We start from the raw sequence: 17,139 nt of genomic DNA on the forward strand, positions 1-17,139 counted from the left end.
ACGCCTTCGCGGCGGCGCTGTGACCGGGCGGACCGATCAGGCGCCGCTCGTTCGACTGACGGTTCCTGCCACCGCCTCCGCTCCGGCGCTGATCCTGCGCCCCTGGCGTCCGGCCGACGCGGCCGCGCTGCCCGAGGTGTACCGGGACGAGACGCTGCGCCGCTGGACGAGCGGCATCGTGACCGACGAAGCGAGTGCGGTGCGCTGGGTGCGGGACCAGCGGCGCGGGTGGGAGACCGGCGACCGCTATACCTTCGCGGTGCTGGAGTCCGGGGAGAGGGGCGACCGGCTCGCGGGCCACGTGGTCCTCAAGCGCGCCGGCGCCGACCCGGCCGTCCGGGAGGTGGGGTACTGGACCGCGGGTCACGCGCGCGGGCGGGGCGTGGCATCCCGGGCGCTGGGGGCGCTGACCGAGTGGGCCTTCACCGGCTTCGCCGACATCGGCGGGCACCGCCCGACCCGGCTCCGGCTGCTGCACCAGCTCGGCAACACGGCGTCCTGCCGTGTCGCGCACAAGTGCGCCTACGAGCTGACCGGGACGCTGCCCCCGGCACCCCCGCACCACCCCGAGGCAGGCCACGTCCACGAACGCGTGCACTGAGGATCGCGGGCGAGCGCGCTGAGGATCGCGGGCGAAGGCGGACCGTCGGGCGAACCGCTCCCGGCAGCTTCCGGGGCGGCGCGCCCGCGCATACACTGTCCCCTTCATCACATGCCGGTTGACCTGCTAGAACGCGGTGCCCGGGCGATCCGACAAGGTGAGGAGCGACCCTCTTGTTCTACTACGTGCTCAAATATGCGTTCTTCGGGCCAATCCTCAAAACGCTCTTCCGGCCCCGGATCGAGGGTCTGGAGAACGTGCCCGACTCCGGCGCCGCCATCATCGCCGGCAACCACCTGTCCTTCTCGGACCACTTCCTGATGCCCGTCATGCTCAAGCGGCGCATCACGTTCCTCGCCAAGGCCGAGTACTTCACGGGCCCGGGCCTCAAGGGCCGGCTGACCGCGTTCTTCTTCCACAGCGTGGGCCAGATCCCGGTCGACCGCTCCGGCAAGGAGGCGGGCCAGGCCGCCATCCGCGAGGGCGTCGGGGTGCTGAGCAAGGGCGAGCTGCTCGGCATCTACCCGGAGGGCACGCGCTCGCACGACGGCCGCCTGTACAAGGGCAAGGTCGGTGTCGCCGTCATGGCGCTCAAGGCGGGCGTCCCGGTCGTCCCGTGCGCGATGATCGGCACCTTCGAGGCGCAGCCCCCGGGCAAGGTCGTCCCCACCCTGCACCCCGTCACCATCCGCTTCGGCAAGCCTCTCGACTTCTCCCGCTACGCCGGCATGGAGAACGAGAAGGCCATCATCCGTGCCGTCACCGACGAGATCATGTACGCGATCCTGTCGCTGTCCGAGCAGGAGTACATCGACCGGTACGCCGCCGACGTCAAGGCGGAGGAAGCGGCGGCGAAGGGCGTCAAGGAGCGCAAGTTCCCCCGTGCTCCGCTGAGTTGATCTCCGCTCTCGGCGGAACCGCTGGGCCGGGCGCCCACGGACTCGTACGGTCGCCGTATGAGACGTGCTGTGGTGATCGGAGCGACGGGCCAGATCGGCCGGCCGACGGTGAACGCGCTGGTGCGCGACGGATGGGAGGTCACCGCCGCCTCGCGCGGCGGCGGCCGGGACGATGACTGGGCGGAGGGCGTGCGCACGGCGCGGCTGGACCGCGCGGACGACGCGGCGCTGGCCGAGGTGGTGGGCGACGGCTGTGACCTCGTGGTCGACATGGTCGCCTACGGGGCCGAGCACGCACGGCAGTTGACCGCCCTCGCCGACCGGATCGGCTCCGCCGTGGTGATCTCCAGCCTCGCGGTGTACGAGGACGCGAAGGGCCGGGGCTTCGACACCCTGGACGAACCGGACGGCTTCCCCGCGTACCCGGTGCCGATCCCGGAGACCCAGCCGACGGTGGCCCCCGGCGAGACGTCGTACAGCAGCCGCAAGGCGGCCCTTGAGCACGAACTCCTCGGGGTCGGCGACCGGTTGCCGACGACACTCCTGCGCGCGGGCGCCATCCACGGCCCGCTCAGCCCGCTGCCCCGCGAGCTGTACTTCGTCAAGCGCAACCTCGACGGGCGTGGGACGCGGGTGCTCGCACATCGCGGGGAGAGCCGGTTCCACCCGGTGAGCGCCCGCAACATCGCGGAGCTGATCCGGCTGGCGGCGGCCAGGCCCGCGTCCCGGGTGCTCAACGCCGGTGACCCGCAAGCGCCGACGGTACGGGAGATCGGTGCGGCGGTCGACGCGGTGATGGGTACGACGACGGAGACGGTCCTGGTGGACGGCCCGCCTCCGGCCCCCTCCGTGGGTGGTACCCCCTGGTCGGTCGAGCTGCCGCTGGTCTGCGACATGACCGCCGCCGAACGGGAGTTGGGCTACCGCCCGGTGGTGTCGTACGCCGAGAGCCTGCCGGAGACCGTGGAATGGCTGTGCGCCGAACTGGCCGGGCGAGACTGGGAGTCGGCCTTCCCGCTGCTCGCGCGGGCGTACCCCGACCTGTTCGACTACGCGGCGGAGGACGCCTGGCTCCGTACGCGCTGAACGCGGACGGGGGCGGCCGGGCCCGAGAAGCCCGACCGCCCCCCATTTACTTACCGGTTGCCGTTACGGCTTGGGCGTCGCGTGCGGCGCGCAGGTCACGTCCTCGGCGTCCAGCTTGCCGGTGAGCAGGTAGGTGTCGACCCGGTCGTTGATGCACGGGTTGACGAGACCGGTCACACCGTGGGAGCCCGCGTCCTTCTCGGTGATCAGACGGGAGCCCTTGAAGCGGCGGTGCAGTTCGACGGCGCCGTCGTACGGGGTGGCGGCGTCATGGGTGGACTGCACGATCATGACCGGCGGCAGACCGTTGCCGGTGCGGACCTCGATGGGGGTCTGCTGCTTGGCGGACCAGGTGGCGCACGGCAGGTTCATCCATGCGTTGGCCCAGGTCATGAACGGGTAGTCCTTGTTCAGCCGGGTGTTGTCGCGGTCCCACCTGTCCCAGCTGGTGGGCCACTTGGCGTCCGCGCACTCGACCGCGGTGTACACGGCGTTGCTGTTCTCCGAGGCCGCGTTGCCCGCCGTGTCGGACATGTCCGGGGAGGCGGCGTCGACCAGCGCCTGCGTGTCGCCGGCGACGTACTTGCTGAACACCGAGGCGACCGGCACCCACGACGAGTCGTAGTACGGGGCGCTCTGGAAGAAGGAGATCAGCTCGGCCGGGCCGACGACCCCGCCGATCGGACTCTTCTTCGCGGTGGCGCGCAGCTCGACCCACTTCGCCTGGACGGCGTCACGGGTGGTGCCGAGGTGGAAGGCCGCGTCGTTCTTGGCGACCCAGTCCTCCCAGTCCTTCCAGCGGCCCTCGAAGGCGACGTCCTGGTCGAGGTTGGCCTCGTACCAGATCTTCTCCCGCGAGGGATTGACGACGCTGTCGACGATCATCCGGCGGATGTGGCCCGGGAACAGCGTGCCGTAGACGGCGCCGAGGTAGGTGCCGTAGGAGACGCCGAGGTAGTTGATCTTCTTCTCGCCGAGCGCGGCCCGCATGACGTCCAGGTCGCGCGCGGTGTTCGGCGTGGTCATGTGCGGCAGCATCGCGCCGCTGCGCTCGGCGCAGCCGTCGGCGTACTCGCCGGCCAGCTTGCGCTGGGCCAGCTTGTCGGCCTCGGTGTCCGGCACCGGATCGGCCTTGGGCGCCTTGACGAACTCCTGCGGGTCGATGCAGGAGATCGGCGCGGAGTGGCCGACGCCGCGCGGGTCGAAGCCCACGAAGTCGTACGCCTTGGACGTGTTCGCCCAGATCGGGTTCTTGGTGGTGACCCGGCGCGGGAAGCGCAGGCCGGAGCCGCCCGGCCCGCCGGGGTTGTAGACGAGCGCGCCCTGGCGCTCGCTCTTGGTCCCGGTGTTGCCGATGCGGTCGACGGCGAGCTTGATCTGCTTGCCGTTCGGCCGGGCGTAGTCGACCGGCACGGTGACCCAGCCGCACTGGATCGGCTTCTCGAGCCCCCAGTCCGCCGGGCAGTCCTTCCAGTCGATCCCGGCCGCGGCGGCCCGGGCCGCCGCGATCGCGGCGCCGTGCGCCTCGCTGTCCCGGCCGAGACGGCTGTCCGCCCCGGCGGCCGGTGCCGCCAGGGCGCCGGTTATCAGGGTCGCCGTGACGAGCGCGCCCGCCGACCCGAGCGCCAGGGCGCGGTTCTTCGGTCTCAAGTCCCTCAAGTGGGGCCCCTCCCCGTACATCGATGCGAATGGTCCAGGGGATCCTCGCGTCTCGAACAGGCCTAGGAACAGGGGCTGTTGACCTTTGTTGCCAATCCGATAAACGGAGCGGGACGTCCTGCTGAACGGATGCCGTCCGAGCGCGCTCAGCCCTGTTCCAGCACCGCCGCCGCCTCATCGAGCACCCGGCGCAGCCGCAACGCGTCGGACGCGACCGCGCTGACCAGCACGGCGGGCCCGGCGAGCGGGGCAAGCACGGCGGAATCCCCCAGCATGCGTGCCGTAGGCGGCTCCGCCCGGAACTCGGGTCGTACGACGACCAGTTGCCCCACAGTGCGATGTCCCGCGAGGACGGCGGGCCCGTCCCAGCCGCCCGGCGCGCCCAGCCCGCAGGACAGTTCCTGGTCGAGGAGGGTCCGCCCGGCGATCCGCACCGTGAGCCGGCTGCCGAGCCTGCCGGGTTCCTCGCCGGCCCTCCCCAGCACCTGCTCCTCGCGCAGCACGAGCCGCGCACCAGCGCCGAGTTCGGCGACGGTGGTGACGCGCAGGTCGCTCCCGGCGGCCGAGATCAACTGCTCGGGCAGCCAGCGCAGTTCACCCCCGTCGGCCACGTCCAGCCGGACGTCGTACCGCGCCTCCCCTTTGAGCTGGCCCGGCAGCGCGAGGGTCGCGGCGGCCGAGCGTACGTCCAGCCGCGCGCCCTCCCCCACCCGTGCCTCCACGGTGAAGCGGTCACCGCCGAGCGGTCCGCTCATCGCCCCGACGAGCGTCACCCGCGCTCCGGCCGGATCGTCGGCGCGGGTGCGCCGGACCGCGAGCGGGCCCTCGCCCTCCAGCACGGGCAGCGCGGTGCCGCCGCGTCCGTCGGCGCGCGCGGCGATCCGCGCGGTGGCCCGCACCTCGCTCACGCTCACGCCCGCCACTCGGCGACGCGCCCCCGCACCCACGCGGCCACGTCCGCCACACCGGCCTCGCCGCGCAAAGACTGGAAGACGACCGGGAGTTCGCCCCGCTGGGCCTTGGCGTCGGCCGCCATGCGCCCCAGGTCGGAGCCGACGTACGGGGCGAGGTCGGTCTTGTTCACCACGAGCAGGTCGGCCGTCGTCACCCCGGGGCCGCCCTTGCGCGGAATGTCGTCCCCTCCGGCCACGTCGATCACGAAGATCTGCGCGTCCACGAGCCCGCGGGAGAAGGTGGCGGTGAGGTTGTCCCCGCCCGACTCGACGAGGACGAGGTCGAGCGGCCCGACCTCGTCCTCCAGGTCCTCGACCGCTTCGAGGTTGGCGGAGATGTCGTCCCGGATGGCGGTGTGCGGGCAGGCTCCGGTCTCCACGGCGGTGATCCGCTCGGGCGGCAACACCGCCTCGCGCAGGAGGAATTCGGCGTCCTCGCGGGTATAGATGTCATTGGTGACCACGGCGAGGGACCACTCGTCCCGCAGCGCCCGGCACAACGCGGCGACGGTCGCGGTCTTCCCGGACCCCACGGGCCCGCCGAGCCCGATCCGCAGCGCCCGCCGCGTCCCGTCGGCCCGGTGGGCATCCGCGCTGAGTGCGGCGGAACCGTGGTGGGTGTGGTCGAGGTGCATGTGCGGCTCCTTCGTCGCCGGCCTTTTCGGCCGGGCGTGTTCGTGTGGGGCTTCGGGTTCGGTCAGGACGCGAACAGCCGTACGGGCCAGGCTGCGTGCGCCTCCGCGCCGATCTCCAGCAGCGGTGCCGAGGCGGCGGGCAGGGCATCCACCCCGTCCTCGACGGCGCGCCGGGCCACCTCCGCCGCCCGGTCCACGACCCGGTCCAGCTCGGGCGCGAGCCGGGCCAGCGCCCCGCTCGCCTCGAACGGGTCCAGGCTCAGCAACCGCACCGTCGCCGTCGCCGGCCCGCTCACACTCTCGTACGCCGCGCAGTACGCCGCCTCGTCGGCGCCCAGGCCGGCCGCGCGCGCCACCAGCCCCTGTACCACCGGCTGATGGGCCCCCTTGGGGAACTCACGTGCCACCGCGTCGAGTTCGGCCGAGGGCCAGGTCGCCCGGCCGGCCCGCAGCAGCTGCCGCCCCAGTCGCCGGGCGGCGGCGCGCAGGGCGGGTGACGGCGTCCGCGCGTCCGCCGCCGCGTCCAACTCCCGTGCCTCCACACCGAGTACGGCCGCCGCGGCGAGCGCTGCGGCCACCAGTCCCGCCGTGTGCAGCCGGCCGCGGCAGAACTCCTCCAGGCTCGCGGACCCGGTGATCCGCCCGGCCTTGACGGCCGCCTCCGCGCCGCCGGAGTGCGCGTGACCTCCGGCCGGGAAGCGGCCGTCGGCCAGGACGAGCAGTGCCGCCCGTGTCATCGCCGCCCCCGCTCAGAAGAGGAAGTAGCGCTGGGCCATGGGCAGTTCGGCGGCCGGTACCGCCTCCACCAGCTCGCCGTCGATGTGCACGGCGAAGCTGTCGGGGTCCACCTCGACCCGCGGGCGCGCGTCGTTCTCGCGCATGTCCGCCTTGGTCACCTGACGCGTGGAGTCGATCGCGACGAAGCGCTTGCCGAGCCCCAGCCGCTCCGGCAGCCCGTCCTCAAGAGCGAGCGGGGCGACGAAGTTGACCGAGTTCGCGGCGGGCGCGCGGCCCATGGCGCCGTACATCGGCCGGGGCAGGATCGGCTGCGGCGTCGGGATCGAGGCGTTGGCGTCGCCCATCTGCGCGTACGCGATCTGCCCGCCCTTGATGACGAGTTGCGGCTTGACCCCGAAGAACGCGGGGTCCCACAGCACCAGGTCGGCGAGCTTGCCGCTCTCCACCGAGCCGACCTCGCGCGCCAGCCCCTGGGCCAGCGCCGGGTTGATCGTGTACTTGGCGACGTAGCGCCGTACGCGCCGGTTGTCCGCGCGTCCGTCGCCCGGCAGGGCGCCGCGCCGCCGCTTCATGACGTGCGCCGTCTGCCAGGTCCGCAGGATCACCTCGCCGACGCGGCCCATGGCCTGGGAGTCGGACGAGATGATCGAGATGGCGCCCAGATCGTGCAGGATGTCCTCGGCCCCGATGGTCGAGGGCCGGATCCGCGACTCGGCGAAGGCCAGGTCCTCAGGGACGGCCGGGTTCAGATGGTGGCAGACCATCAGCATGTCGAGGTGTTCCTCGGCGGTGTTCACGGTGAACGGCCGCGTCGGGTTGGTCGAGCTGGGCAGTACGTGCGGCTCGGACACCACGGTCATGATGTCCGGCGCGTGCCCGCCGCCCGCGCCCTCCGTGTGGTACGCGTGGATGACCCGCCCGCCGATCGCGGCGAGCGTGTCGCCCACGAAACCGGCCTCGTTGAGGGTGTCCGTGTGGATGGCGACCTGGATGCCGGTCCGGTCGGCGACGGTCAGCGCGGCGTCGATGACGGCGGGGGTGGAGCCCCAGTCCTCGTGCAGCTTCAGGCCGAGCGCGCCGCCGCGGATCTGCGACAGCATCGCCTCGTGCGAGACGGTGTTGCCCTTGCCGAGGAGGCCGATGTTGAGCGGGTAGCGCTCCATCGCCTCCAGCATCCGGGCCAGATGCCACGGTCCGGGCGTCACGGTGGTGGCCTTGGAGCCCTCGGCGGGCCCGGTGCCGCCGCCGACCAGGGTGGTGACGCCCGAGGCGAGCGCCTCGTCGGCGATCTGCGGGCAGATGAAGTGGACGTGCGCGTCGATCGCGCCCGCCGTCAGGATCCGCCCGTTGCCCGCGATGACCTCCGTCTCGGGCCCGATGACCAGCTCCGGGTGCACTCCGTCCATCGTGTCGGGGTTGCCCGCCTTGCCGATCCCGGTGATCCGCCCGTCGCGGATGCCGATGTCGGCCTTGACGACGCCCCAGTGGTCGACGATCACCGCTCCGGTGATGACGGTGTCGGGTGTGCCGTCCGCGCGCGTGGCACGGGACTGGCCCATGGACTCGCGGATGACCTTGCCGCCGCCGAAGACCGCCTCGTCGCCGGCGCGGCCGGGCCCGCCGCTGCGGTCCTCCTCGATCTCGATCAGCAGGTCGGTGTCGGCGAGCCGGATCCGGTCGCCGGTGGTGGGGCCGAACAGGTCGGCGTACGCGGCGCGGGAGATCTCAGGCATCGAGGGCACCTCCGGTCTCCCCGCGCAGTCCGGGCACGATCCGGGCACCGGCGAGCGGGACGAGTTCGACGTCGACGGGGATGCCGGGTTCGAAGCGCACGGCGGTGCCGGCGGCGACGTTCAGCCGCTTGCCGCGCGCGGCGGCGCGGTCGAACTCCAGGCCGGGGTTGGCCTCGGCGAAGTGGTAGTGCGAGCCGACCTGGACGGGCCGGTCGGCGGCGTTGAGCACGGTGAGCCGGGTGACCTCGCGGCCCGCGTTGCAGGCGATCGGGTCCTCGGCGAAGAGGATCTCTCCGGGGATCATGGGCGGCCCGTCAGACGATCGGCTCGTGGACGGTGACGAGCTTGGTGCCGTCGGGGAAGGTCGCCTCCACCTGCACGTCGTGGATCATCTCGGGGACGCCGTCCATGACGTCGTCCCGGGTGAGCACCTTGCATCCGGAGGACATGAGTTCGGCGACCGTGCGGCCGTCCCGGGCGCCTTCGAGGAGGTGCGAGGTGATGAGCGCGACGGCCTCGGGGTGGTTCAGCCGCAGCCCGCGGGCCCGGCGCCTCTCGGCCACGTCGGCCGCCACGTGGATCAGCAGCCGCTCTTGCTCGTGCGGGGTCAGTTGCACGTCCCTACCTCACCGTCCTCGCCCGGACCGTGCGGGTCCGGTTGCCGGCGTCACCGGGCACCGTCCCAGGTGGCGTGGGTAGGCAGGCTAGTGCGAACGCGTTTCGGGCACGTTAAGCCCCGCTGTGAGACCGGCCGGCCGCACCCTACGCGCCGCCGGTACCGCGGTGCTCCGCGGCGATGCCGAAGCGGCGGTGGTCGCGGGGCGTGGTGGAGACGTCGTGGACGCCGGAGACCGAGCTGATCACCTGGTCCTCGGTGGACTCCTGGAGCTGTTCGAGCCGCTCGAGGTCGGCGGCGGAGACGAGGGCGACGAGGGGCTTGCCGTGCCGCGTCACGACGACCCGCTCGCCGCCGTACACCACCTTGTTGATCAGGTCGGCGAGCTCAGCCCTGGCTTGCGTCACCGGAATCTCGTAGGCCATGCCCCCAGCTTACGGGGCCCGCCCGGACCCCTCCCCTGCTCGGCCGCGACCGCCGGACGCAGGCGCCTCCCTTTCCCCACGCCTGTACGTCCTGTACGTTTTTTACAGGAGCGCAGAGAACTCTGCCGGAGGCGGCGCCCGCCGCCAGGAGGTATGCCGTGATCCGATCGTCCGCCCGATATGTCCTGCCCGAGTTCACCGAGCGCACGAGCGCCGGCCAACGCACGCTCGATCCGTACGCCAAGCTGCTGGAGGAGCGGATCGTCTTCCTCGGCACGCCGGTCGACGACACCTCGGCGAACGACGTGACAGCGCAGTTCATGCACCTGGAGCACCGGTCGCCGGACCAGGACATCTCGCTGTACATCAACTCCCCCGGCGGCTCGTTCAGCGCGATGACGGCGATCTACGACACGCTGCGGTACGTCACCTGCGACGTGGAGACCATCTGCCTGGGGCAGGCCGGCGCGTCCGCGGCGGTGCTGCTCGCGGCCGGCACCCCGGGCAAACGGTACGTCCTGCCGGGCGCGCGGATCGTGATCGAGCAGCCGTCGCTGCCGGATCCGGTGCACGGCCAGCCGAGCGATCTCGCCATCCAGGCCGCGGAGTTGACCCGGATCCGCGCCCTGCTGGAGGAGCTGCTCGTACGCCATACGGGGCGGTCCCCGGATCAGGTCAGCCATGACCTGGAGCGGGACCTCATCCTCGACGCCCGGGGCGCGCTGGAGTACGGGCTGGTGGACGGCGTCGTCCCCAGCCGCAAGGCGTCGCGCACGGCGCCGGACGCGGAGTGAGGGGCCGATGCTGCCGCCGGAACTGCCGCCCCTGCCCGCGCTGACCCGCGCCGAGGGCGAGTTGATCGACCGTTACCTGGAGGCGGTCGATCTGCTGGGCCGGATCAACCCGGCCGGCAACACGGGGACGTACGGCGGACTGCGGGCCGCGCAGGCCCTGGTCCGCACGGCCGTCGCGCTGCGGGACGCGCTCGCGCTGATGCACCGTCGCGGCGAGACCGAGCTGCACAACGCCACCTTGGCGCGGGCGCTGCGCGTCCTGGACGGCGAGCGCCGAACGGCCCGGGTGAGCGTGCCGCCGCCGCCCGACCGCACGCACTGACACCGCCCCGCTCGGCACGGCCGGAATCGACGCGACACGACTATGACGAAACGGACCAAATGACGTACCCCTGTTCGGAGTAGACGACCATCCTTTTTTGGCACCGTGCGGGTTGCACGGCGTGCGCGCGCGAAGGGGGCGCCGAAGTGCTTCCGCGCTGGTCCGGGGGTGCGTCACCCCCGGACCCGGAGACCCGTACGGGGCAGTGTCCACCCGAACGGGCGCCCAGTGAGCAACTCCACAAATGCCCGGTTCCACTCGGATTTTCGGACTTCCGTGAGTGAAGATCCGTGTCTGACGACAAGCCCCCGCCACCGCGGCGGGGCGGTCCGGGCGGACGCCGAGTCCTGCCGCCGCCCGGACGACCGGTCGACGGAAGTGGATCGGCAGGAGTGGAGGACCCAGGCAAGACGGGTCGCCGCAGCGGACGTCCGTCCGCGGTGAGCGGTCCTTGGGGTGAAGTCGCGGGAACGCGACCGGGCAACTTCGCCAGCCCGAATCCGACAGGTCATCCTTCACAGGCGGCTGACGAAGGGTTGCGTATGACCGCGCTCAATCGTGTCCCGTCGCTTGTGTTCCGGGCGGGTACCGCCTCGGCGCTCACCATCGCCGCGGTGAGCGGCTCCATCGTCGTGCCGGGCCTCACCGCCGAAGCCGCTGCCGCCACGACGGCACACAAGGCACTCCAGATCGCCGCGTCCAAGAGGGGTGCCCCGTACTTGTGGGGTGCCACCGGACCTCGCCGCTTCGACTGCTCCGGGCTGACGCTGTACTCGTTCAAGAAGGCGGGCAAGCGCCTGCCGCGTACGGCCGCCCAGCAGTACAACCGCACACGCCACGTCTCGGCCGGCCACCGCAAGGCCGGGGACCTGGTCTTCTTCCATTCCGGGTCCAGCGTCTACCACGTCGGCATCTACGCCGGTAAGGGCCGGATCTGGCACGCTCCGAAGACCGGGGACGTGGTCAGACTCCAGAAGATCTGGACGAGGAACGTCTGGTACGGCCGGGTCAGCTGACCCGGCCTTTTCTGTCGGCGGCGGCGCCTTCCCGGGGCGCCGTCACCACCCACGGCAGCTCGATGGAGACGGTCTTGCCGCCCTCGCGGGTGGGCCGGATGCGCATCCTGCCGCCGCACTCGGCGGTAAGGCAGCGGATGATGACCATCCCGCGCCCGTTGTCCTGCTGGACGGCGGCGGGAAGTCTCTTCGGCAGGCGCGGGTGGCTGTCCGTCACACCGATGCGCAGCCGTTCGTCACGATCGAGGGCGACGTCCACCGTGAAGGTGGGTGACTGCCCGAGGGTGTGCTGTACGGCGTTGGTGGCCAGTTCGGAGACGATCAGCCGGACGGTGTCGACGACGTCCGTGTCCGACGCCAGCCCCCACTCCGCGAGCGTGCCCACGACATAGGTGCGGGCGGCGGAGACCGAGGCGGGATCGCTCGGCAGCGTGAGGGATGCTTCCAGATGGTCTGCCATGGCGACGCCGTCCCTTTCCCACGGAACCGCGGCCCGCCAAGGAGCGGATGGTTCGAGTACGGTCCCGGACTGGTGCTCGTCGCCAGACTGCCACTGCCACGTCGGTCAGAGGGGCGATCCACCAAGATATGCATATATCTGTCGCCCAATGCGGTGAACTCTGCGACGGCGGAGCGTATTCGGGCGCCTCGGAAGAGGTAGGGAGGAGCCCATGCAGCACGGTCCCGCGGTGCGCCGGCGGAAACTGGGTGCCGAATTGCGTGCCCTGCGTGCCGGCGCCTGTCTCACGAGCGGCGAGGCGGCCCGGCTGGTGGGCTGGCACCAGTCGAAGGTGAGCCGTATCGAGACGGGCGCGAGCGGCGTGAAACCGGCGGACGTGCGGTCACTCCTGGACATCTACGGAGTGACCGACGGCCAACTGCGCGAGTTCTTACTCGCGTTGGCGTATTCCGAGAGCGGCGGCGGCCGCGACCACTGGTGGCACGCGTACCGGGGCGTCCTGCCGCCCGCCTACCGGGACTTCATCAGCCTGGAGTCGCAGGCGAGCGGGATGCGCACACTGGAGACCTCGGTGATCCCCGGGCTGCTCCAGACGTCCGAGTACGCCCGTGCGGTGACCAGGGCCGCAGTGGGCCGGACGGACGACGAACCCGACGACGAGCGGCTGGACGCCCTGGTGGAGGTGCGCCTCGCCCGGCAGGACGTCCTGCGCTCACCGCGGCCCCTTCAGCTGACCGCCGTCCTGGACGAGGCGGTGCTGCGGCGGGAGGTCGGCGGGCCGGAGGTGATGGCGCGGCAGCGGCGGCGGCTGGTCGAGGCGGCCCGGTTGCCCCAAGTCACGCTCCAGGTACTGCCGTTCGCTGCGGGAGCACATATCGGCATCACCGGTCCTTTCGTTATCTTCTCATTTCCGAGCACTTCTGATCTGGATGTGGTCGTTCTCGACCACTTGACGAGTAGCCTCCATCTCGAACGGAAAGAAGACCTCCAGGCCTACTCGGAGGCCTTCGACTCCCTTCGGATACACGCGCTTTCACCCGAGGACTCGTTGGATTACCTCGCCGGGACAGGGTGACCGCGCATAAGGAGGCACCATGTCAGCACTGCCTCGGATCGTCCCCTCCAGTACCGATCTGTACGGCGTGCGATGGCTGCGCAGCAGCTACAGCACGGGAGCCAACAACTGCGTGGAGACGGCCCGGCCGCGCTCCGGTCCCCCGGCCGGACTGCTCGCCGTACGCGACTCCAAGGACCCGGCCGGGCCGGCGCTGCTCTTCTCCCCCGGGAGCTGGGCGGCCTTCCTCGCCGGGCTGCGCTGAGCCTCGTACGCCCCGATCCCGTCCGCCCCCGCCGATCAGCTCCCGCCGATCAGCTCCCCGGACCGCGACGCACGGTCGTGTCACGCCGACTCATGACCGCGCCTCGACGATCAGCCGCACCGCGCGCTCGATCTCGGCCCGGGACAGGTCCGCACGGGCGGTCAGCCTCAGCCGTGAGATGCCGTCGGGCACGGAAGGAGGACGGAAACAGCCCACGGCCAGACCCGCCGTACGGCAGTCCGCGGCCCAGCGGACGGCCCCCTCGGGGGACGGCGCGCGCACCGAGACCACCGCGGCGTCCGGACGTACCGCTTCCAGACCCGCGGCGGTCAGGCGCGCGTGCAGCTCGGCGGCGACCTCGCGCGCGCGTGCCGCCCGCTCGGGCTCGCGACGCAGCAGTCTGACGGCCGCCAGGGCCGCGCCCGCCGCGGCCGGGGCGAGCCCCGTGTCGAAGATGAACGTCCGGGCGGCGTTGACCAGATGGCCGATCACCCGGGCCGGGCCGAGCACCACGCCGCCCTGGCTGCCCAGCGACTTGGACAGCGTGGCCGTGACGACGACGTCGTCGGCGCCCGCGAGAGCGGCGGCCCGTGCGGCTCCGCGGCCGCCGTCGCCCAGCACCCCGAGCCCGTGCGCGTCGTCGACGAGCAGTCCCGCGCCGTGCTCCCGGCAGGCGGCGACGAGAGCGGCGAGCGGCGCGGCGTCGCCGTCGACGGAGAACACCGTGTCGGAGACGACGACCGCGGGCCCGTCGTGCGTGTCCAGCGCCTTGCGTACGGCGTCCGGGTCGGCGTGCGCCACGACCTGGGTGGCGCCCCGGGCCAGCCGGCAGCCGTCGATCAGGGAGGCGTGGTTGCCCGCGTCGGAGACCAGGAGGGAGCCGTGCGGGCCCAGCGCGGTGACCGCGGCGAGGTTGGCGGCATAGCCGGAGGAGAAGACCAGGGCGGCCTCGAAGCCGCAGAAGTCGGCGAGTTCACGCTCGAGTTCGGTGTGCAGCTCGGTGGTGCCGGTGACCAGCCGGGAGCCGGTGGAGCCGCCGCCCCACGTGCGTGCGGCCGCCGTGGCGCCCTCGATGACCTCGGGATGGCGGGCCAGGCCCAGGTAGTCGTTGCTCGCCAGGTCGAGCAGCGGCGAGTCGGCGGGGCGGGGCCGCAGGGTCCGTACGAGACCGGCCCTCCGGCGCGCCTCCGCCTGGCCGTCGATCCAGCCGAACGCCATGGCTCCTCCGGGGGAGTACGAGGTCAGTGAACCGACACTAGCCGGACGACCGGGTGTCCGTGATGTGGCAATACCCACACACTCCGAACGGGCTTCGTTGTGCGAACGATCCTTGGCCGGGGCAGGTTCCTTAGGACAGGATCGGGCCTCATGGACCTCCTGAACACGCTGCTGGACAAGGGGCTTCGGCGCGAGCTGCCGACCCGTGACGAGGCACTCGCCGTGCTGGCCACCTCCGACGACGACCTGCTCGATGTGGTGGCCGCGGCCGGCAAGGTGCGCCGGTACTGGTTCGGCCGGCGCGTGAAACTGAACTACCTGGTCAACCTGAAGTCCGGCCTGTGCCCGGAGGACTGCTCCTACTGCTCGCAGCGCCTCGGCTCGAAGGCCGGGATCCTCAAGTACACCTGGCTCAAGCCGGACGAGGCCTCCCAGGCCGCGGCGGCGGGCCTGGCCGGGGGCGCCAAGCGGGTCTGCCTGGTGGCCAGCGGGCGCGGTCCGACGGACCGGGACGTGGACCGGGTGTCGGACACCATCAAGGCGATCAAGGAGCAGAACGAGGACGTCGAGGTGTGCGCCTGCCTCGGCCTGCTCTCGGACGGCCAGGCCGACCGGCTGCGGGCGGCGGGCGCGGACGCGTACAACCACAACCTCAACACGTCCGAGGGAACGTACGCCGACATCACGACCACGCACACGTACGCCGACCGGGTGGACACGGTGCGGAAGGCGCACGCGGCCGGACTGTCCGCGTGTTCGGGTCTGATCGCGGGCATGGGCGAGAGCGACGAGGACCTGGTCGACGTCGTCTTCTCGCTGCGCGAGCTCGACCCCGACTCGGTGCCGGTCAACTTCCTGATCCCGTTCGAGGGCACGCCGCTCGCCAAGGAGTGGAACCTCACCCCGCAGCGCTGTCTGCGCATCCTCGCGATGGTGCGGTTCGTCTGCCCGGACGTCGAGGTGCGGATCGCCGGCGGCCGCGAGGTGCACCTGCGCGGCATGCAGCCCCTCGCGCTGCACCTGGCCAACTCGATCTTCCTGGGCGACTACCTGACCAGCGAGGGCCAGGCGGGCAGGGCCGACCTGGAGATGATCGCCGACGCCGGTTTCGAGGTGGAGGGCGCCGGGGAGGTGACGCTGCCGGAGCACCGGGCGGCGGCCGGAGGCGGCTGCGGATCGCATGCCGCGGCGGGCTGCGGGTCGGAGGCCGGTGCGGGCTGCGGGTCGCACGAGGGGGGCGCCGGGGCCGGGGTCTGCGGTCCGGTCGCCGACACGGCGGCGGTGAACGAGCCGCGTACCGACCTGGTGGCCGTACGCCGCCGGGGTGCGGGCACGGACCTCGCGCCCAATGCCTGACCGCTCGGAGCTGTCCCAGCTGTCGGATCTGTCGGAGCTCTCTGTGCCGGAGCTGCTGGAGCTCGACCGGCGGCACGTGTGGCATCCGTACGGCCCGATGCCCGGACGCGTGGAACCGCTCGTCGTGGAGTCGGCGAGCGGGGTCCGGCTGCGGCTCGCGGACGACTCGGGCGAGCTCGTCGACGGCATGTCGTCGTGGTGGTCGGCCGTGCACGGCTACAACCACCCGGTCCTCAACGAGGCCGCGCGCGAGCAGCTGGGCCGGATGAGCCACGTGATGTTCGGCGGCCTCACGCACGAGCCGGCGGTACGCCTGTCGAAGCTCCTTGTCGACATGTCGCCCGAGGGGCTTGAGCACGTGTTCCTCGCCGACTCCGGGTCGGTGTCGGTCGAGGTCGCGGTCAAGATGTGCCTGCAGTACTGGCGTTCGCTCGGCCGGCCCGAGAAGCGCCGGCTGATGACCTGGCGCGGCGGCTACCACGGCGACACCTGGCACCCGATGTCCGTGTGCGATCCCGAGGGCGGGATGCACGACCTGTGGACCGGCGTGCTGCCGAGCCAGGTGTTCGCCAAGGCGCCGCCCGCGGAGTACGAGGAGTCGTACGCCGAGCATCTGCGCGCGGTGATCGAGCGGCACGCGGGCGAGCTGGCCGCGGTGATAGTGGAGCCGGTGGTGCAGGGCGCGGGCGGGATGCGCTTCCACTCCCCCGCCTACCTGCGCGTGCTGCGCGAGGCGTGCGACGCGCACGACGTACTGCTGGTGTTCGACGAGATCGCGACCGGCTTCGGGCGTACGGGCGCGCTGTTCGCGGCGGAGCACGCGGCGGTGACGCCGGACGTGATGTGCGTGGGCAAGGCGCTGACCGGCGGCTACCTGACGCTGGCGGCGACGCTGTGCACGGCGCGGGTCGCCGACGGCATCTCGCGGGGTGACGTACCGGTGCTGGCCCACGGCCCGACGTTCATGGGCAACCCGCTGGCGGCCGCCGTGGCCTGCGCGTCGATCGAGCTGCTGCTCGGGCAGGACTGGCGGGCGGAGGTGCGGCGGATCGAGGCGGGCCTGCAGGGCGGCCTCGCCCCGGCCGCCGAGCTGCCCGCGGTGACGGATGTACGGGTCCTGGGCGCCATCGGCGTCGTCCAGCTGGACCACGAGGTGGACATGGCGGCGGCCACCCGGGCGGCCGTGCGCGAGGGCGTGTGGCTGCGCCCGTTCCGCGACCTCGTCTACACGATGCCGCCGTACGTCACCGGGGACGCGGACGTGGCACGGATCGCGCGCGCGGTGTGCGCGGCGGCGCGGGAGGGATGA

Annotated in this window: 20 protein-coding genes and 1 riboswitch; of the genes, 10 read left to right on the top strand and 10 right to left on the bottom strand. The window is 72.1% G+C overall.

Annotation, left to right across the window (positions count from 1 at the left end; translation table 11 throughout):
* Nucleotides 1-19 precede the first annotated feature (19 nt).
* From QFZ74_RS03895 to QFZ74_RS03905, 3 genes are all read left to right on the top strand, one after another.
* On the top strand, nucleotides 20-601 hold the full coding sequence (locus tag QFZ74_RS03895; protein WP_307619368.1) for a GNAT family N-acetyltransferase: 582 nt from the start codon (nucleotides 20-22) through the stop codon (nucleotides 599-601).
* Between the two features lie 173 nt (nucleotides 602-774).
* Nucleotides 775-1,500, top strand: coding sequence for a 1-acyl-sn-glycerol-3-phosphate acyltransferase (locus QFZ74_RS03900; protein WP_307619369.1), 726 nt, complete (start codon nucleotides 775-777; stop codon nucleotides 1,498-1,500).
* Nucleotides 1,501-1,569: 69 nt separating this feature from the next.
* Nucleotides 1,570-2,586 (top strand): NAD(P)-dependent oxidoreductase, encoded by a 1,017-nt coding sequence (locus QFZ74_RS03905; protein ID WP_307624036.1) that lies wholly within the window; start codon nucleotides 1,570-1,572, stop codon nucleotides 2,584-2,586.
* A gap of 63 nt (nucleotides 2,587-2,649) precedes the next feature.
* Here the strand turns inward: QFZ74_RS03905 and QFZ74_RS03910 are convergent, their stop codons facing one another.
* The 8 genes from QFZ74_RS03910 to QFZ74_RS03945 all read right to left on the bottom strand — a co-directional run bounded on the left by QFZ74_RS03910 (nucleotide 2,650) and on the right by QFZ74_RS03945 (nucleotide 9,345).
* Complete coding sequence (locus QFZ74_RS03910; RefSeq protein ID WP_307619370.1) at nucleotides 2,650-4,266, bottom strand: alpha/beta hydrolase; 1,617 nt, start codon at nucleotides 4,264-4,266, stop codon at nucleotides 2,650-2,652.
* Between the two features lie 125 nt (nucleotides 4,267-4,391).
* A complete protein-coding gene (locus QFZ74_RS03915; protein WP_307619371.1) occupies nucleotides 4,392-5,159 on the bottom strand; it encodes an urease accessory protein UreD in 768 nt (255 codons plus the stop codon).
* Nucleotides 5,156-5,833 (bottom strand): urease accessory protein UreG, encoded by a 678-nt coding sequence (gene ureG, locus QFZ74_RS03920; RefSeq protein ID WP_307619372.1) that lies wholly within the window; start codon nucleotides 5,831-5,833, stop codon nucleotides 5,156-5,158. Before ureG ends, QFZ74_RS03915 begins: the two co-directional genes overlap by 4 nt.
* A gap of 62 nt (nucleotides 5,834-5,895) precedes the next feature.
* Nucleotides 5,896-6,570, bottom strand: a complete 675-nt coding sequence (locus QFZ74_RS03925; RefSeq protein ID WP_307619373.1) for an urease accessory protein UreF — start codon at nucleotides 6,568-6,570, stop codon at nucleotides 5,896-5,898.
* A gap of 12 nt (nucleotides 6,571-6,582) precedes the next feature.
* Nucleotides 6,583-8,304, bottom strand: coding sequence for an urease subunit alpha (locus QFZ74_RS03930; RefSeq protein ID WP_307619374.1), 1,722 nt, complete (start codon nucleotides 8,302-8,304; stop codon nucleotides 6,583-6,585).
* Complete coding sequence (locus QFZ74_RS03935; protein ID WP_307619375.1) at nucleotides 8,297-8,608, bottom strand: urease subunit beta; 312 nt, start codon at nucleotides 8,606-8,608, stop codon at nucleotides 8,297-8,299. Before QFZ74_RS03935 ends, QFZ74_RS03930 begins: the two co-directional genes overlap by 8 nt.
* A 10-nt stretch (nucleotides 8,609-8,618) precedes the next feature.
* The gene (locus QFZ74_RS03940) at nucleotides 8,619-8,921 is read right to left on the bottom strand and encodes an urease subunit gamma (RefSeq protein ID WP_307619376.1); all 303 of its coding nucleotides are present in this window, start codon (nucleotides 8,919-8,921) and stop codon (nucleotides 8,619-8,621) included.
* A 145-nt stretch (nucleotides 8,922-9,066) separates the two neighbouring features.
* Nucleotides 9,067-9,345, bottom strand: a complete 279-nt coding sequence (locus tag QFZ74_RS03945) for a type II toxin-antitoxin system Phd/YefM family antitoxin (RefSeq protein WP_307619377.1) — start codon at nucleotides 9,343-9,345, stop codon at nucleotides 9,067-9,069.
* Nucleotides 9,346-9,503: 158 nt separating this feature from the next.
* Between QFZ74_RS03945 and QFZ74_RS03950 the strand changes: the two genes are divergently transcribed.
* The 3 genes from QFZ74_RS03950 (at nucleotide 9,504) to QFZ74_RS03960 (ending at nucleotide 11,477) form a co-directional block, all read left to right on the top strand.
* Nucleotides 9,504-10,139 (top strand): ATP-dependent Clp protease proteolytic subunit, encoded by a 636-nt coding sequence (locus tag QFZ74_RS03950; protein ID WP_307619378.1) that lies wholly within the window; start codon nucleotides 9,504-9,506, stop codon nucleotides 10,137-10,139.
* Between the two features lie 7 nt (nucleotides 10,140-10,146).
* Entirely contained in the window at nucleotides 10,147-10,461 is a 315-nt protein-coding gene (locus QFZ74_RS03955; protein ID WP_307619379.1) for a hypothetical protein, read from the top strand.
* Nucleotides 10,462-10,789: 328 nt separating this feature from the next.
* Nucleotides 10,790-11,000: riboswitch (cyclic di-AMP (ydaO/yuaA leader) on the top strand.
* A gap of 3 nt (nucleotides 11,001-11,003) precedes the next feature.
* Nucleotides 11,004-11,477 (top strand): C40 family peptidase, encoded by a 474-nt coding sequence (locus QFZ74_RS03960; RefSeq protein ID WP_307619380.1) that lies wholly within the window; start codon nucleotides 11,004-11,006, stop codon nucleotides 11,475-11,477.
* On the opposite strand, the gene QFZ74_RS03965 is transcribed toward QFZ74_RS03960, so the two are convergent.
* Nucleotides 11,470-11,937, bottom strand: coding sequence for an ATP-binding protein (locus tag QFZ74_RS03965; RefSeq protein WP_307619381.1), 468 nt, complete (start codon nucleotides 11,935-11,937; stop codon nucleotides 11,470-11,472). The two genes, QFZ74_RS03960 and QFZ74_RS03965, sit on opposite strands and share 8 nt — an antisense overlap.
* 211 nt (nucleotides 11,938-12,148) lie before the next feature.
* On the opposite strand from QFZ74_RS03965, the gene QFZ74_RS03970 reads away from it, so the two are divergent.
* A complete protein-coding gene (locus QFZ74_RS03970; RefSeq protein WP_307619382.1) occupies nucleotides 12,149-13,012 on the top strand; it encodes a helix-turn-helix transcriptional regulator in 864 nt (287 codons plus the stop codon).
* Between the two features lie 19 nt (nucleotides 13,013-13,031).
* Entirely contained in the window at nucleotides 13,032-13,256 is a 225-nt protein-coding gene (locus QFZ74_RS03975) for a DUF397 domain-containing protein (protein ID WP_307619383.1), read from the top strand.
* A 90-nt stretch (nucleotides 13,257-13,346) separates the two neighbouring features.
* On the opposite strand, the gene QFZ74_RS03980 is transcribed toward QFZ74_RS03975, so the two are convergent.
* The gene (locus tag QFZ74_RS03980; RefSeq protein ID WP_307619384.1) at nucleotides 13,347-14,474 is read right to left on the bottom strand and encodes an 8-amino-7-oxononanoate synthase; all 1,128 of its coding nucleotides are present in this window, start codon (nucleotides 14,472-14,474) and stop codon (nucleotides 13,347-13,349) included.
* A gap of 150 nt (nucleotides 14,475-14,624) precedes the next feature.
* Here QFZ74_RS03980 and bioB point away from each other — a divergent pair, with 150 nt between their 5' ends.
* Nucleotides 14,625-15,830: a biotin synthase BioB gene (bioB, locus tag QFZ74_RS03985; protein WP_307619385.1), complete on the top strand. Its 1,206-nt coding sequence runs from the start codon at nucleotides 14,625-14,627 to the stop codon at nucleotides 15,828-15,830.
* Complete coding sequence (locus tag QFZ74_RS03990; RefSeq protein ID WP_307619386.1) at nucleotides 15,823-17,139, top strand: adenosylmethionine--8-amino-7-oxononanoate transaminase; 1,317 nt, start codon at nucleotides 15,823-15,825, stop codon at nucleotides 17,137-17,139. Before bioB ends, QFZ74_RS03990 begins: the two co-directional genes overlap by 8 nt.

Source organism: Streptomyces sp. V3I7, from assembly GCF_030817495.1.
In the GTDB taxonomy this organism is placed as follows: Bacteria; Actinomycetota; Actinomycetes; order Streptomycetales; family Streptomycetaceae; genus Streptomyces.

Bases quoted from the DNA above. Each gene is read 5' to 3' on its own strand.
- QFZ74_RS03965 (WP_307619381.1), bottom strand. From the start codon at position 11,937: ATGGCAGACCATCTGGAAGCATCCCTCACGCTGCCGAGCGATCCCGCC.
- QFZ74_RS03975 (WP_307619383.1), top strand. From the start codon at position 13,032: ATGTCAGCACTGCCTCGGATCGTCCCCTCCAGTACCGATCTGTACGGC.
- ureG (WP_307619372.1), bottom strand. From the start codon at position 5,833: ATGCACCTCGACCACACCCACCACGGTTCCGCCGCACTCAGCGCGGAT.
- QFZ74_RS03960 (WP_307619380.1), top strand. From the start codon at position 11,004: ATGACCGCGCTCAATCGTGTCCCGTCGCTTGTGTTCCGGGCGGGTACC.
- QFZ74_RS03970 (WP_307619382.1), top strand. From the start codon at position 12,149: ATGCAGCACGGTCCCGCGGTGCGCCGGCGGAAACTGGGTGCCGAATTG.
- QFZ74_RS03990 (WP_307619386.1), top strand. From the start codon at position 15,823: ATGCCTGACCGCTCGGAGCTGTCCCAGCTGTCGGATCTGTCGGAGCTC.
- QFZ74_RS03930 (WP_307619374.1), bottom strand. From the start codon at position 8,304: ATGCCTGAGATCTCCCGCGCCGCGTACGCCGACCTGTTCGGCCCCACC.
- QFZ74_RS03910 (WP_307619370.1), bottom strand. From the start codon at position 4,266: ATGTACGGGGAGGGGCCCCACTTGAGGGACTTGAGACCGAAGAACCGC.
- QFZ74_RS03945 (WP_307619377.1), bottom strand. From the start codon at position 9,345: ATGGCCTACGAGATTCCGGTGACGCAAGCCAGGGCTGAGCTCGCCGAC.
- QFZ74_RS03980 (WP_307619384.1), bottom strand. From the start codon at position 14,474: ATGGCGTTCGGCTGGATCGACGGCCAGGCGGAGGCGCGCCGGAGGGCC.
- bioB (WP_307619385.1), top strand. From the start codon at position 14,625: ATGGACCTCCTGAACACGCTGCTGGACAAGGGGCTTCGGCGCGAGCTG.
- QFZ74_RS03925 (WP_307619373.1), bottom strand. From the start codon at position 6,570: ATGACACGGGCGGCACTGCTCGTCCTGGCCGACGGCCGCTTCCCGGCC.
- QFZ74_RS03955 (WP_307619379.1), top strand. From the start codon at position 10,147: ATGCTGCCGCCGGAACTGCCGCCCCTGCCCGCGCTGACCCGCGCCGAG.
- QFZ74_RS03935 (WP_307619375.1), bottom strand. From the start codon at position 8,608: ATGATCCCCGGAGAGATCCTCTTCGCCGAGGACCCGATCGCCTGCAAC.